The organism is Klebsiella sp. KPN54798 (genome assembly GCF_021184225.1).
GTDB lineage: Bacteria > Pseudomonadota > Gammaproteobacteria > Enterobacterales > Enterobacteriaceae > Klebsiella > Klebsiella pneumoniae.
This window is the reverse complement of sequence record NZ_CP089234.1, coordinates 3,558,359-3,572,175: the sequence shown is the minus strand read 5'-3', so window position 1 is coordinate 3,572,175 and position 13,817 is coordinate 3,558,359. Positions and strand designations below refer to the sequence as shown.

At 58.3% G+C, this 13,817-nt stretch carries 11 protein-coding genes; 4 read left to right on the top strand and 7 right to left on the bottom strand.

What is annotated here, in order from left to right:
- Positions 1-7 precede the first annotated feature (7 nt).
- On the bottom strand, positions 8-1,009 hold the full coding sequence (ltaE, locus tag LPQ25_RS17240) for a low-specificity L-threonine aldolase (RefSeq protein ID WP_012737714.1): 1,002 nt from the start codon (positions 1,007-1,009) through the stop codon (positions 8-10).
- A gap of 38 nt (positions 1,010-1,047) precedes the next feature.
- A complete protein-coding gene (poxB, locus tag LPQ25_RS17235) occupies positions 1,048-2,766 on the bottom strand; it encodes a ubiquinone-dependent pyruvate dehydrogenase (RefSeq protein WP_004183516.1) in 1,719 nt (572 codons plus the stop codon).
- Positions 2,767-2,917: 151 nt separating this feature from the next.
- Between poxB and LPQ25_RS17230 the strand changes: the two genes are divergently transcribed.
- Positions 2,918-3,352, top strand: a complete 435-nt coding sequence (locus tag LPQ25_RS17230) for a DoxX family protein (RefSeq protein ID WP_004893208.1) — start codon at positions 2,918-2,920, stop codon at positions 3,350-3,352.
- Positions 3,353-3,563: 211 nt separating this feature from the next.
- Here LPQ25_RS17230 and hcr read toward each other — a convergent pair whose 3' ends face one another.
- The 4 genes from hcr to aqpZ all read right to left on the bottom strand — a co-directional run bounded on the left by hcr (position 3,564) and on the right by aqpZ (position 8,049).
- A complete protein-coding gene (gene hcr, locus LPQ25_RS17225) occupies positions 3,564-4,532 on the bottom strand; it encodes an NADH oxidoreductase (RefSeq protein WP_004147771.1) in 969 nt (322 codons plus the stop codon).
- 10 nt (positions 4,533-4,542) lie between these two features.
- Complete coding sequence (gene hcp / locus LPQ25_RS17220; protein ID WP_004176696.1) at positions 4,543-6,195, bottom strand: hydroxylamine reductase; 1,653 nt, start codon at positions 6,193-6,195, stop codon at positions 4,543-4,545.
- Between the two features lie 143 nt (positions 6,196-6,338).
- Positions 6,339-7,238: a LysO family transporter gene (locus LPQ25_RS17215; protein WP_004147773.1), complete on the bottom strand. Its 900-nt coding sequence runs from the start codon at positions 7,236-7,238 to the stop codon at positions 6,339-6,341.
- A 115-nt stretch (positions 7,239-7,353) separates the two neighbouring features.
- Positions 7,354-8,049: an aquaporin Z gene (aqpZ, locus tag LPQ25_RS17210; protein ID WP_002896434.1), complete on the bottom strand. Its 696-nt coding sequence runs from the start codon at positions 8,047-8,049 to the stop codon at positions 7,354-7,356.
- Between the two features lie 419 nt (positions 8,050-8,468).
- Here aqpZ and LPQ25_RS17205 point away from each other — a divergent pair, with 419 nt between their 5' ends.
- The 3 genes from LPQ25_RS17205 to macB all read left to right on the top strand — a co-directional run bounded on the left by LPQ25_RS17205 (position 8,469) and on the right by macB (position 13,326).
- Positions 8,469-10,127: an ATP-dependent endonuclease gene (locus LPQ25_RS17205; RefSeq protein ID WP_004176693.1), complete on the top strand. Its 1,659-nt coding sequence runs from the start codon at positions 8,469-8,471 to the stop codon at positions 10,125-10,127.
- Positions 10,128-10,273: 146 nt separating this feature from the next.
- Positions 10,274-11,389 carry a macrolide transporter subunit MacA gene (macA, locus tag LPQ25_RS17200; protein WP_002896440.1) on the top strand — a complete coding sequence of 372 codons (1,116 nt, stop codon included), beginning with the start codon at positions 10,274-10,276 and terminating at the stop codon, positions 11,387-11,389.
- Positions 11,386-13,326 carry a macrolide ABC transporter ATP-binding protein/permease MacB gene (gene macB, locus LPQ25_RS17195; protein WP_234599481.1) on the top strand — a complete coding sequence of 647 codons (1,941 nt, stop codon included), beginning with the start codon at positions 11,386-11,388 and terminating at the stop codon, positions 13,324-13,326. Before macA ends, macB begins: the two co-directional genes overlap by 4 nt.
- A gap of 76 nt (positions 13,327-13,402) precedes the next feature.
- Here macB and cspD read toward each other — a convergent pair whose 3' ends face one another.
- A complete protein-coding gene (gene cspD / locus LPQ25_RS17190; RefSeq protein WP_002896516.1) occupies positions 13,403-13,624 on the bottom strand; it encodes a cold shock-like protein CspD in 222 nt (73 codons plus the stop codon).
- Positions 13,625-13,817 lie beyond the last annotated feature (193 nt).

The following is a 13,817-nucleotide window of genomic DNA, read 5'->3' as shown; positions in this document are numbered from 1 at the left end:
TGACTCCTTAGCGTTGTAAAAAAGCCTGCCAGTGGGCGACCACCTCGCTCAGCTGCTGACGGTTGACATCCAGGTGAGTGACCAGACGGACAACAGGCGAGGCGTTAATCAATACCCCCTGCGCCTGCATAAACTTGCCGAGCGCCGGGGCCTGCTCTTCGCCGACGCGAACGAACAGCATGTTGGTATCGTGACGGGTGACGTCGGCGCCGATAGCGCGCAGCTGCTCTGCCATCCACGCGGCGTTGTCATGATCCTCCTGCAGGCGCTGCACGTTATTTTTCAGCGCGTACAGCCCGGCGGCGGCCAGGATGCCCGCCTGGCGCATCCCGCCGCCGACCATTTTCCGCCAGCGGACGGCGCGGCGAATGTACGCCTCGCTGCCGAGCAGCAGCGAGCCTACCGGAGCGCCAAGCCCCTTTGACAGGCAGATGGTGAAGGAGTCGCAGTATTGGGCGATATCGCGTAACTCGCAGCCGTAGGCCACCACGGCGTTAAAGATGCGTGCGCCGTCGATGTGCAGCGCCAGATTGCGCTGGCGGGTAAACGCCCAGGCTTCCTGCAGATAGTCGCGCGGCAGCACCTTACCGTTATGGGTGTTTTCCAGGCTCAGCAGGCGGGTGGGGGCAAAATGGATATCGTCGGGTTTGATTTTCGCTGCCACTTTATCCAGAGGCAGCGAACCATCCGCCGCGGCGTCGATCGGCTGCGGCTGAATACTGCCGAGGACCGCCGCGCCGCCGGCTTCGTACAGATAGTTATGCGCCCCCTGGCCGACGATATACTCTTCGCCGCGCTGGCAATGGCTGAGCAGGCCAACGAGGTTGGCCTGGGTGCCGGTGGGTAGAAATAGCGCCGCTTCTTTGCCGGCCAGGTCGGCGGCATAGCGCTGCAGTTCATTGACGGTAGGGTCGTCGCCATACACATCGTCCCCGACCGGGGCGGCCATCATGGCCTCCAGCATGGCGCGCCCGGGACGGGTAACGGTATCACTGCGTAAATCGATCACGGCTTTTCCTTGGTCTGGTTCAACGTATTGCTTCTGTTTTACCTGAGCCAGTTGGTTTTCGCCAGTTCGATGACCTCATCGCCGCGCCCGCTGATGATCGCCCGCAGCATATACAGGCTAAAGCCTTTGGCCTGCTCCAGCTTGATCTGCGGCGGGATCGCCAGTTCCTCTTTGGCGACGACGACGTCGACCAGCACCGGACCGTCGGTGCGGAAGGCGGTCTGCAGCGCGTCATCCACCTCGGAGGCTTTTTCAACGCGTATACCTTTGATACCGCAGGCCTCGGCGATGCGGGCGAAGTTGGTATCGTGGAGCTCCGTACCGTCGGTGAGATAGCCCCCGGCCTTCATTTCCATCGCCACGAAGCCCAGCACGCTGTTGTTAAAGATGACAATCTTCACCGGCAGCTTCATCTGCGCCAGCGACAGAAAATCGCCCATCAGCATGCTGAACCCGCCGTCGCCGCACATGGCCACTACCTGCCGCTCCGGCGCAGTGGCCTTGGCGCCGATAGCCTGCGGCATGGCGTTGGCCATTGAGCCGTGGTTGAACGAGCCCAGCAGGCGGCGTTTACCATTCATTTTGAGATAGCGTGCCGCCCAGACGGTCGGGGTACCGACATCGCAGGTGAAAATGGCATCTTCATCGGCAAAATGACTGATCTGCTGCGCCAGATATTGCGGGTGAATGGCTTTATCGCTGGGTTTAGCCAGATCGTCGAGCCCTTTTCGCGCGTCGCGATAGTGCTCCAGCGCCTTATCGAGGAAGTGGCGATCGGTTTTCTCTTCCAGCAGCGGCAGCAGCGCCTTCAGCGTCGATTTAATATCGCCCACCAGCGCCATGTCGACCTTACTGTGTGCGCCGATGCTGCCGGGGTTGATGTCGATCTGGATAATTTTCGCGTCGGTTGGGTAGAAGGCGCGATAGGGGAACTGGGTGCCCAGCAGGATCAGGGTATCGGCGTTCATCATGGTGTGGAAGCCAGAGGAGAAGCCAATCAGCCCGGTCATGCCCACATCGTACGGGTTGTCGTACTCCACGTGCTCTTTGCCGCGCAGGGCGTGGACGATGGGGGCTTTAATTTTGGCTGCGAACTCCACCAGTTCCTGGTGGGCGCCGGCGCAACCGCTGCCGCACATGAGCGCGATATTGCTGGAGTAGCGAATAAGCTGCGCCAGCTTGCGCAGCTCTTCTTCCGCCGGGGTGACCGTCGGCAGCGGCGCATGATACCAGTGGCTGCTGGCGCTTTCCGGGGCGGCCTTCAGTGCCACATCGCCGGGTAGCACCACCACCGAGACGCCGCGGTTAATCACTGCCTTACGCATCGCCACTGCCAGCACCTGCGGGATCTGTTCCGGCGTGGAGACCAGTTCGCAGTAATGGCTGCACTCGCGGAACAGCTCCTGAGGATGGGTTTCCTGAAAATAGCCGCTGCCGATTTCGCTGGATGGGATGTGGGCGGCGATGGCCAGCACCGGGACATGGTTGCGATGACAGTCAAACAAACCGTTAATCAGATGCAGGTTGCCCGGTCCGCAGGAGCCGGCGCAGACCGCCAGCTCGCCGGTCAGCTGCGCTTCCGCGCCAGCGGCGAAAGCGGCGACCTCTTCGTGCCGGGTGGGCATCCAGTCGATGGTGCCCATGCGGTTAAGGCTATCGCTCAATCCATTGAGGGAATCTCCGGTGACGCCCCAGATACGTTTCACGCCGGCCTGTTCCAGCGTTTTGGCAATGTATGCCGCCACGGTCTGCTTCATGATCTCCATCTCCTTTTTTTGATAACGCCTTCAAGCTTAGATGAAACTGACCGCAATGTAACCGATTACCCCTGATTTTTTGCTGGTTTTATTCCTCTCCGGCTGCGCATACTCTGGAAGTACACAGGATGCAAAACAGGATGCACATCAAATGGTTAAAGGATTGTTAAACACAGTAAATCACAGGCTGTCGCATGATGACGTCGGTAAACTCTTGTTACGACTTGCCGTCGGCGGCTTAATGCTTTTCCATGGAATCCATAAGCTGATAGATGGTGTGGATGGCATTAGCGGGATGCTGGCGGCGCAGGGATTGCCCGGGTTTATCGCCTACGGTGTGCTGGTGGGGGAAGTGGTCGCTCCCTGCTTGTTAATTCTCGGCGTCCTGACCCGCCCGGCGGCGTTGGTGCTGGCGTTCACCATGGTGGTGGCGTGGCTGATGGTCGGCTTAGATAAGACGTTTGCGCTTGATGCGGTGGGAGCGTGGGCCATTGAGAATCTGGTCTATTTCTTTGTTGGCGCACTGGCGATTGCGCTACTCGGCGCGGGGCGTTATTCGCTGGCCGGTCAGTCGGCCTGGCGGTAAAAATGCCTCATTCGTCCTGGGGCGTAAAGTCGATACTGTTGGCGATTTGCAATTTTTTCAGTCCGGGAAAGCGTTTATCTCATGTCGCCTGAGCGTTTGTTTATTGTCGCCAGGGATTTTCCCGGAGGCGGCGCATTGCGCCTTCTCCGGGCTACCAAATCGCACAGCGCTGTAGCCCCGGTAAGCGGTAGCGCCACCGGGGATTTTGACCTCAGGCGAGAACCAGATCGCTCTGCGGATGACAGGAGCAGGCCAGCACATAGCCGTCGGCGATTTCGGCGTCGGTCAGCGTCATGGTGCTGGTGACGCTGTACTTCCCGGAAACCACTTTGGTTTTGCAGCAGCCGCAGACGCCGGCGCGGCAGGCGACGGTCACCGGCACTTTATTGCTCTCCAGCGCGTCGAGCAGCGTAGTGCCCACCGGCGCGTAAAACTCGCGCGCCGGCTGCAGTTTAGTAAATTTCAGCCCGCTGGTGGCGGCCTCAGCCACCGGGGTGAAGAATTTTTCCTTAAAGAAGCGGGTGACGCCCAGGGCGGCAACATCCTGCTCGACCTTCTCCATATAAGGCGCCGGGCCGCAGGTCATCACGGTGCGGCTGGCTAAATCCGGCACGCTCTGCAGCAGCTCCCGGGTCAGACGGCCGGCGACAAAACCGTGCGTCGCGTTGTGCTCCGCTACCAGGGTGACCGGGTAGTTGCGCCACTCTTCGGCAAAGATTACATCTTCCGGCGAACGCACGTTATAAATCACCTGTACGTCGGCCTGCGGTCGATGCTTAGCCAGCCAGCGGCGCATCGCCATGATCGGTGTCACGCCGCAACCGGCGGCCAGCAGCAGGAATTTATCTTCCGCTTTATCGTCGCAGGTAAACTCGCCCATCGCATCGGACAGCCAAAGGTAATCGCCGCGTTTGACCTCGCGGGTCAACCACTGCGAACCCGTACCCTCGTCAATACGGCGAACGGTCAGCGTAATGTATTCGCTGACCCCCGGCGTCGAGGAGAGGGTATAGGCGCGCAGCGTTTCCGCCGAGTTACGCACGCTAACCAGAGCGTACTGGCCAGCGCGGTACGGATAGTAATCGTGGCACAGCAGCGAAAGGGTCCACACGTCCGGGGTTTCCTGGTGAATGTGGTGAACCTGCATCCGCCACGGGCACTGGGAGGTTGGCATAGTCATCAGGGACTCCTTAAGCGCTCAGCAGCTGCTGCATATCTTGTTCCACGGTGGTCACGGAACGCAGACCAAACTTCTCATTGAGGACCGCCAGCAGATCCGGGGTGAAGAAACCAGGCGCCGTCGGACCGGTGACGATGTTTTTCACACCCAGCGACAGCAGCGTCAGCAGGATGACGATCGCTTTCTGTTCGAACCAGGAGAGCACCAGCGACAGTGGCAGATCGTTGACGCCACAGCCCAGTTTCTCCGCCAGCGTGACCGCCAGAATAATCGCCGAGTAAGCGTCATTACACTGCCCGGCGTCGACCAGGCGCGGCAGCCCTTCGATATCGCCAAAGTCCAGTTTGTTGAAGCGGTATTTGCCACAGGCCAGGGTCAGGATCAGGCAGTCATCCGGCACGCTGGTGGCGAAATCGGTGAAGTAGTTACGCTCCCCGCGGGCGCCGTCGCAGCCGCCGACGAGGAAGATATGGCGCAGTTTTTCACGACTGACCAGATCGATCAGCGTATCCGCCGCGCCAAGCAGGGTCTGACGGCCAAAGCCGACGGTGATCAGATGCGGGATTTCGCTGTATGGGAAGCCCGCCATCTGCTGCGCCTGGGCAATGACCGGGGAGAAGTCTTCACCTTCCAGATGGTTCACACCCGGCCAGCCGACGATGCTGCGAGTCCAGATGCGGTCGTCGTAGGCGCCGACGGTCGGGTCGATGATGCAGTTAGAGGTCATCACGATGGGGCCCGGGAAGCGGGCGAACTCCACCTGCTGGTTTTGCCAGCCGCTGCCGTAGTTGCCAATCAGATGTTTGAATTTACGCAGCTCCGGATAGCCGTGAGCCGGCAGCATTTCGCCATGAGTATAGACGTTGACGCCGGTGCCTTCCGTCTGCTCCAGCAGGTTATACAGATCCTTCAGATCGTGGCCGGAGATCAGGATGCACTTCCCTTCGGTGGCTTTAACGTTGACCTGAGTCGGCGTCGGATGGCCGTATTTGGTCGTTTCACCGGCGTCGAGGATGCTCATCACTTTGAAGTTCATCTGGCCGATTTCCATCGAACATTCGAGCAGCGCATTCATATCCGCAGGCCAGGTGCCCAGCCATGCCATGATTTTATGGTACTGGGCATAGATAGCGTTGTCGTACTGGCCGAGCACGTGGGCGTGCTCCATATAGGCCGCCGCACCCTTCAGACCGTACAGGCACAGCAGGCGCAGACCGAGAATATTTTCGCCGATGGCGGCTTTATCTTTATTCGGGGTATAGTCCGCCGCCTGACGCTGCAGGTCGCCCAGATCGTCGCTGACCAGCTGCAGGTCGGCGACCGGGCTGTCGACCGCGGCGCTGGCATCGATCGCCAGGCATTGCGCTTTCAGCGCCTCACGCAGGGCAATTGCCTGGCGGGCGTAGCCGACTATGCGCGGGGAATCGAAGTTAACGTTAGTCAGGGTGGAGAAGAAGGCGCGAGGGGCAAAGCTGTCGACCTGATGATCGATAATGCCATATTCGCGCGCTTTAAGCGCCCAGGCGGACAGGCCTTGCAGTGACGCAATCAGCAGATCCTGCAGGTCCGAGGTTTCCGCTGTTTTACCGCACATCCCCTGCGCGTAAGAGCAGCCGTTGCCGGCTGGGGTACGAATGGTTTGTTCACATTGCACACAAAACATGGTCACACCTTTAAAGTTATATTTGATATACATGTTTAAGGTTATGCCGCGCGGCAACGGGTGAAAAGGTATTTCTAAGACAACTTAAAGGGAGATTGATTTAGCGCAAATTTGGCGGCAGGAGGGCTGCCGCCAACGGGTGCTCAGGCGGTAAAAAAGGCGATCAGGATCGGGACCAGCAAACTAAGCAGAAAACCGTGCACGATGGCGGCAGGGACGATTTCGACGCCGCCGGAACGCTGCAGTACCGGTAAGGTGAAGTCCATCGAGGTGGCGCCGCACAGCCCCAGCGCCGTGGAGCGGCTGCGGCGAATAAGGCCTGGAATTAACATGATGGCCAGCAGCTCGCGACAGAGATCGTTAAAGAACGCCGCGCTACCGATGACCGGGCCAAAGGATTCGGTGAGTAAAATACCGGAGAGCGAATACCAGCCGAAACCGCTGGCCATTGCCAGACCGGTCTTTAACGGCAGACCGAGAATAAAGGCGTTAAGTATCCCGCCGAGTAATGAACTGGCCGTAACCACCACGGCGACGATCATTCCCCGGCGGTTAAGGACTATTTGTCGCAGACTCATTCCATTATTGCGTAATTGGATACCAACGAGGAACAGGAGAAAAATCAACGTATATTCGCTGGCTTCTGTCGCGTGCTGTAAAAAAGGCAGTCTGGTCAGACCGAGCAGAAAACCGAGCACGACCACACCGCACAGCTGCAGCGATTCCAGGGCCATGGCCAGGCGCGAGGGTAATTTCTCCTGACGATGCTGACTGCGCCATGGCATTTTACTTTCCAGCCACAGCAGGGCGGCGATATTACACAGTAAAATGATAACCACGCTCACCGCGGCGTAATGCAATATTGCCAGCAGGTTGCTGGCCAGATTGTCGAGGAACGCCAGGCTGATACCCATAAAAAAAAGGATTACATAGACAATCCAGCTGAGCATGCGGTTTATCAGCTTTAGCGCGGAGGAGTGACGAAGAGGCAGTAAATAGCCGACGACCAGCGGCAACAGAATAATAAAGAGTCCCGAAAACATGAACGATGCAGCCCTTGCATGATGAGAATAGCGCCCATGACACTACCCAAATCACCGGGCCGAGTAAAGCTGTCGCCAGAAAGAAAAAGCCCGGAGACCCGGGCTTTGAAAAGCGTTAATCGCGTTTTTCCAGCAGGGTGCGATACAGCACGCCGCCGAGGATCCCGCCGACGATTGGCATGACCCAGAACAGCCACAGCTGCTGCAGCGCCCAGCCGCCCTGGAAAATTGCCACCGCGGTGCTGCGCGCCGGGTTGACCGAGGTGTTGGTGACTGGAATGCTGATCAAATGGATGAGGGTCAGCGCCAGGCCGATGGCGATGGGGGCAAAGCCCGCCGGCGCATGTTTATCGGTCGCGCCATGAATAACCAGCAGGAAGCCGCAGGTCAGGACAATTTCAATGACGATAGCCGACAGCATGGAGAAGCCGCCCGGGGAGTGTTCGCCATAGCCGTTGGAGGCGAAGCCGCTGGCGGCGGCATCAAAGCCGGCTTTACCGCTGGCAACCACGTACAGCACCGCCGCGGCAATAATTCCGCCGACCACCTGAGCGATAATATAGCCAATGACCTCTTTTGCCGGAAAACGGCCGCCGGCCCACAGGCCTAAGGTGACCGCCGGGTTGAAATGCCCCCCGGAAATATGGCCGACCGCAAACGCCATGGTTAATACCGTTAAGCCAAATGCCAGCGCGACGCCGGCAAAACCAATACCCAGCTCGGGGAAAGCCGCGGCGAGCACGGCGCTACCGCAGCCGCCAAATACAAGCCAGAAGGTGCCGAAGCATTCGGCTGCTAATTTTCTGAACATAACCACCTCAATTAAATTGTTTACGCGCACGAGCGGACCGTGCCGGTCTTTATTTATCGTGATAAGGGATGACGATAAAAATAAAGCGGCGTTATTCTAGAGATAATCGCCATCCCGGAGCCAGTTAAATATATTGATATTATTTGATTTAGGGCAAGGTGAGTGGATTCCTTTTGCCAGTTTAGCCTTTCCTTTATCCATGGAAGATTATCAATAGTGTAGATCATAACGCCTGAAATAAAACTATTTTGTTTGATGAATAATCAACGGCCGGTAATAGGCGATAAGTGAGTAATTTTATGAATATATTTAATCCGCTGAATATGAGCCACGGATGCGATTAAGCAGAGTGTCATCTTGCCTCCGCCCTCGCTATACTGTTGATTACTGAAGGAGAGTGGTGGTGTAGCGGAGGGGATATGCTTCTTGAGCGCGTAGAAATCGTCGGTTTTCGCGGTATCAATCGTTTGTCGTTGATGCTGGAGCAAAATAACGTCCTGATCGGGGAGAACGCGTGGGGGAAGTCCAGTCTGCTTGATGCGCTGACCCTGCTTTTGTCGCCGGAGTTCGATCTTTATCACTTTGTTCGCGATGATTTCTGGTTTCCCCCGGGCGACATCCAGGGGCGCGAACACCATTTGCATATTATCCTGACCTTCCGCGAAACGGAGCCAGGCCGCCATCGGGTCCGGCGTTTCCGTCCGCTTCAGCGCTGCTGGGTGCCTTGCGATGACGGGTATCACCGGGTGTTCTATCGCCTGGAGGGCGAGCTCGCCGAAGATGACAGCGTGATGACCCTGCGGAGCTTTATCGATGGTGAAGGCGAAGCGTTGGTGCTGGAGGAGATTGATGAGCTGGCCCGACACCTGGTGCGTTTGATGCCGGTGCTGCGCCTGCGCGATGCGCGCTTTATGCGCCGCATCCATAACGGGACGGTACCGCACTCGCCGCAGATAGAGATCACCGCCCGTCAGCTGGATTTTCTCTCCCGCGAACTGGTCAGCCATCCGCAAAATTTATCGGACGGTCAGATCCGTCAGGGGCTATCGGCCATGGTGCAACTGCTTGAGCATTACTTTGCCGAGCAAAGCAGCGCTCAGACGCGGCATCGCCTGATGCGGCGGCGCTCCCATGATGAACAGCGCAGTTGGCGTTATCTGGATATTATCAACCGGATGATCGACAAGCCCGGCGGGCGCAGCCATCGGGTGATCCTGCTGGGGCTGTTTGCCACCCTCCTGCAGGCGAAAGGGACGGTGCGCCTCGATCGCGACGCGCGACCGCTGCTGTTGATTGAAGATCCCGAGACCCGTCTGCATCCGATCATGCTTTCCGTCGCCTGGCACCTGCTGAATTTGTTGCCGCTGCAGCGTGTGACCACCACCAACTCCGGAGAGCTGCTGTCCCTGACGCCGGTAGAGCAGGTCTGCCGGCTGGTGCGTGAGTCGACGCGGGTATCGGCGTGGCGGTTGGGGCCGGGCGGAATGAATGCCGAAGAGAGCCGGCGTATTGCTTTTCACATTCGCTTCAATCGCGCCTCATCGCTCTTCGCCCGCTGCTGGCTGCTGGTGGAGGGAGAGACGGAAACCTGGGTTATCAACGAACTGGCCCGGCAGTGCGGTCATCATTTTGATGCTGAAGGGGTTAAGGTGATCGAGTTCGCCCAGTCCGGCCTGAAGCCATTGATCAAATTTGCCCGCCGGATGGGGATCCAGTGGCACGTGCTGGTGGACGGCGATGAGGCGGGGAAAAAATATGCCGCGACGGTACGAGGTCTGCTTAATAACGATCGCGAGCTGGAGCGCGACCATCTGACCAGTCTGCCGGCGCTGGATATGGAACACTTTATGTATCGTCAGGGATTTGATGACGTTTATCATCGGGTGGCGCAGATCCCGGATAATGTCCCGATGAATATGCGGCGGGTGATCACCAAAGCCATCCATCGCTCATCCAAGCCGGACCTGGCGATTGAGGTGGCGATGGAGGCCGGCCGCCGTGGCGTGGACGCTGTGCCGACGCTGCTGAAGAAAATGTTCTCACGGGTGCTGTGGTTAGCCCGCGGTCGTGCCGATTAATCTCACCGCCGTCGTCATTTACGGCGGCACAAAGCTCTCCGGCAGCTAAACAAAACGTCATTGACGAGAAAAATGGGTGTCCTGTTGCCAACGGGTTTCGATAGAATCACCGCCTGGAGCGGCAGGGAAACAGCAGGAATCGGAATATGAAAGTGAAGGGAAAACGCAGGACCGTCTGGTGGCTGTTGGCGATCGTTGTGCTGGGGCTGGCTATCTGGGGATGGCGGATCCTCAATGCGCCGCTGCCGAACTACCAGACGCTGGTAGTTCGCAAAGGGGATCTCCAGCAGAGCGTGCTGGCCACCGGCAAACTGGATGCCCTGCGAAAAGTTGACGTCGGCGCCCAGGTCAGCGGACAGCTGAAAACGCTGCACGTCAATATTGGCGATAAGGTTAAAAAGGATCAGTTGCTGGGGGTTATCGATCCGGAGCAGGCGCAAAACCAGATTAAAGAGGTGGAAGCGACGCTCATGGAGCTGCGCGCCCAGCTCAATCAGGCGCGCGCGGAGAGCAAACTGGCGCAAGTGACTCTGGCCCGTCAGCAGCAGCTGGCGCAGCGCCAGCTGGTCTCGCGGCAGGACCTTGATACCGCGGCCACCGATTTGGCGGTGAAACAGGCGCAGATCGGCACTATTGAAGCGCAAATAAAGCGTAACCAGGCGACGCTCGATACGGCGAAGACCAACCTCGATTACACGCGGATCCTGGCGCCGATGGCCGGCGAAGTGACGCAAATTACCACCCTGCAGGGACAGACAGTGATCGCCGCCCAGCAGGCGCCTAACATTCTGACGCTGGCGGATCTCAGCACCATGCTGGTTAAAGCGCAGGTCTCTGAAGCAGATGTCATCCACCTCAGACCGGGGCAAAAAGCGTGGTTTACCGTGCTGGGCGACCCGCTTACCCGTTATGAAGGTAAACTGAAAGACATTCTGCCGACGCCGGAAAAAGTGAATGACGCCATCTTCTATTATGCCCGCTTCGAGGTACCGAACCCGCAGGGGATCCTGCGCCTCGACATGACCGCGCAGGTGCACATTCAGCTGGCTGAGGTGAAGAACGTGATTACTATCCCGCTGAGCGCCCTGGGCGACGCGGTAGGCGATAACCGCTACCACGTTCGACTGTTGCGCACCGGTGAGGTCAAAGAGCGTGAGGTTATCATTGGCGCCCGCAATGATACCGACGTCGCAGTGGTGCAAGGTCTGGAAGAGGGCGACGAAGTGATCGTCGGCGAGAGCGCGAGCGGGGCGGCAAAATGACGGCGCTGCTTGAGCTGCGAGATATACGTCGCAGCTATCCTTCCGGCGACGGCAGCGTTGAGGTCCTGAAGGGGATCACCCTCAGCATCCATGCGGGTGAGATGGTGGCGATCGTCGGGGCCTCCGGCTCGGGAAAATCGACGCTGATGAATATCCTTGGCTGCCTCGACAAACCCACCAGCGGCACCTATCGGGTGGCGGGAACCGATATCGCGCAGCTGGATGGCGATGCGCTGGCCCGTCTGCGGCGGGAACACTTTGGCTTTATCTTTCAACGCTACCATTTGCTGTCCCATCTGACCGCCGCGCAGAATGTCGAAGTGCCGGCGGTGTATGCCGGCAGTGAACGGCGCGCGCGCCTGGCGCGCGCTCATGAGCTGCTGGTGCGGCTGGGGCTGGGCGAGCGCGCCGACTATCAACCGTCACAGTTGTCCGGCGGTCAGCAGCAGCGGGTCAGTATCGCCCGCGCCCTGATGAATGGCGGGGAGGTGATCCTCGCTGATGAACCGACCGGCGCGCTGGACAGCCATTCCGGCGAAGAGGTAATGGCGATCCTGCACCAGCTAAAAGCGCAGGGGCACACGGTCATCATTGTGACCCACGATCCGCAGGTCGCCGCTCAAGCGGAGCGGATCGTCGAGATCCGCGATGGCGAGATCGTCCGCAACCCGCCCGCCAGCCGCCAGGGCGGCGGACTGCGCGCCCGTCCGCAGGCGGAGCCTTCGGCGTGGCGTCAGTTTACCAGCGGCTTTCGCGAAGCGCTGGTGATGGCCTGGCGAGCGATGGCGGCGAATAAAATGCGTACCCTGCTGACCATGCTCGGGATTATTATCGGTATTGCCTCGGTGGTGTCGATCGTGGTGGTGGGGGATGCCGCCAAGCAGATGGTGCTGGCGGATATTCGCGCCATCGGCACCAATACCATTGATGTGTATCCTGGTAAGGATTTTGGCGACGACGACCCGCGCTATCAGCAGGCGCTGAAGTATGACGATTTGCTGGCGATCCAGAAGCAGCCGTGGGTGCGCTCCGCCACGCCGGCGGTTTCAAAAAGCCTGCGCCTGCGCGCCAACAATATTGACGTTGCCGCCAGCGCGGAGGGGGTCGGTCCGCAGTATTTTAATGTCTACGGCATGACCTTTAGCGAAGGTAATACCTTCAATGAACTGCAGCTCAACAGTCGGGCACAGGTGGTAGTGCTCGACAGCAATACCCGTCGGCAGCTGTTTCCCAATAAAGCGAAAGTGGTGGGAGAGGTGATTCTGGTGGGCAATATGCCGGCCACGGTGATTGGCGTTGCGGATGAAAAGCAGTCGATGTTCGGCAGCAGCAAAATTCTCCGCGTCTGGTTGCCCTACACCACCATGGCGGGAAGAGTAATGGGCCAGTCGTGGCTGAACTCCATCACTGTGCGCGTTCATGAAGGCTACGACAGTGAAACCGCAGAGAAACAGCTGCTGCGTCTGCTGGAGCTGCGGCATGGTAAAAAAGATGTATTCACCTGGAATATGGACAGCGTCTTGAAAACCGCCGAAAGGACCATACATACCTTACAGCTGTTCCTGACATTGGTGGCGGTGATTGCCCTGGTGGTCGGCGGGATTGGCGTAATGAATATTATGCTGGTGTCGGTGACCGAACGAACCCGGGAGATCGGCATCCGCATGGCGGTTGGCGCCCGGGCCAGCGATGTGCTGCAGCAGTTTCTCATTGAAGCGGTGCTGGTTTGCCTGGTCGGTGGCGCGCTGGGCGTAGCATTGTCGCTGATGATCGCCTTTATTTTACAGCTGTTTCTCCCCGGCTGGGAGATTGGTTTTTCTCCGCTGGCGCTGCTGACGGCGTTTCTCTGTTCGACGCTGACCGGGGTGCTGTTTGGTTGGCTGCCTGCGCGCAACGCGGCGCGGCTCGATCCGGTGGATGCCCTGGCGCGAGAATAGGCGGGGCGAGAAATAAAAATGCCAGTCAGAAGGACTGGCATTTTATTAGCAGGATGTACACAATGAAGCAAAAGAGTTATGCAGCCGTTTCCGCTTCCACAGGGACGATCACGCTGGCGTGGTTGCCTTTTGGCCCCTGGTGAACATCAAACCGAACGGCTTGTCCGGCTTTTAGCGTTCTGTAACCATCCATCTGGATGGTGGAGTAATGGGCGAAAATGTCTTCGCCGCCGCCCTCAGGGCAGATAAAACCGAACCCTTTGGCATTGTTGAACCACTTAACAGTACCCATTTCCATACTTCGACATCCTTCGTAAATCTTTATTAGTAAGATGGAATGAACCGGTGGTGGAGTGACGAGTTGTTCAATTGCTCGCCAACTCTCGCCACTACAATTTAGAGAAATACGAAAACGCGTCAAGCGATTGAGGAGGGGGAACGGCGAAAAATGCGTCAAAATTTGAAGCAGTTAACGCTATTGCCGGGGAATG

Coding starts and splice junctions, on each gene's coding strand:
- poxB (WP_004183516.1), bottom strand. CDS start 2,766: ATGAAGCAGACCGTGGCGGCATACATTGCCAAAACGCTGGAACAGGCC.
- LPQ25_RS17230 (WP_004893208.1), top strand. CDS start 2,918: ATGGTTAAAGGATTGTTAAACACAGTAAATCACAGGCTGTCGCATGAT.
- hcr (WP_004147771.1), bottom strand. CDS start 4,532: ATGACTATGCCAACCTCCCAGTGCCCGTGGCGGATGCAGGTTCACCAC.
- hcp (WP_004176696.1), bottom strand. CDS start 6,195: ATGTTTTGTGTGCAATGTGAACAAACCATTCGTACCCCAGCCGGCAAC.
- LPQ25_RS17215 (WP_004147773.1), bottom strand. CDS start 7,238: ATGTTTTCGGGACTCTTTATTATTCTGTTGCCGCTGGTCGTCGGCTAT.
- aqpZ (WP_002896434.1), bottom strand. CDS start 8,049: ATGTTCAGAAAATTAGCAGCCGAATGCTTCGGCACCTTCTGGCTTGTA.
- LPQ25_RS17205 (WP_004176693.1), top strand. CDS start 8,469: ATGCTTCTTGAGCGCGTAGAAATCGTCGGTTTTCGCGGTATCAATCGT.
- macA (WP_002896440.1), top strand. CDS start 10,274: ATGAAAGTGAAGGGAAAACGCAGGACCGTCTGGTGGCTGTTGGCGATC.
- macB (WP_234599481.1), top strand. CDS start 11,386: ATGACGGCGCTGCTTGAGCTGCGAGATATACGTCGCAGCTATCCTTCC.
- cspD (WP_002896516.1), bottom strand. CDS start 13,624: ATGGAAATGGGTACTGTTAAGTGGTTCAACAATGCCAAAGGGTTCGGT.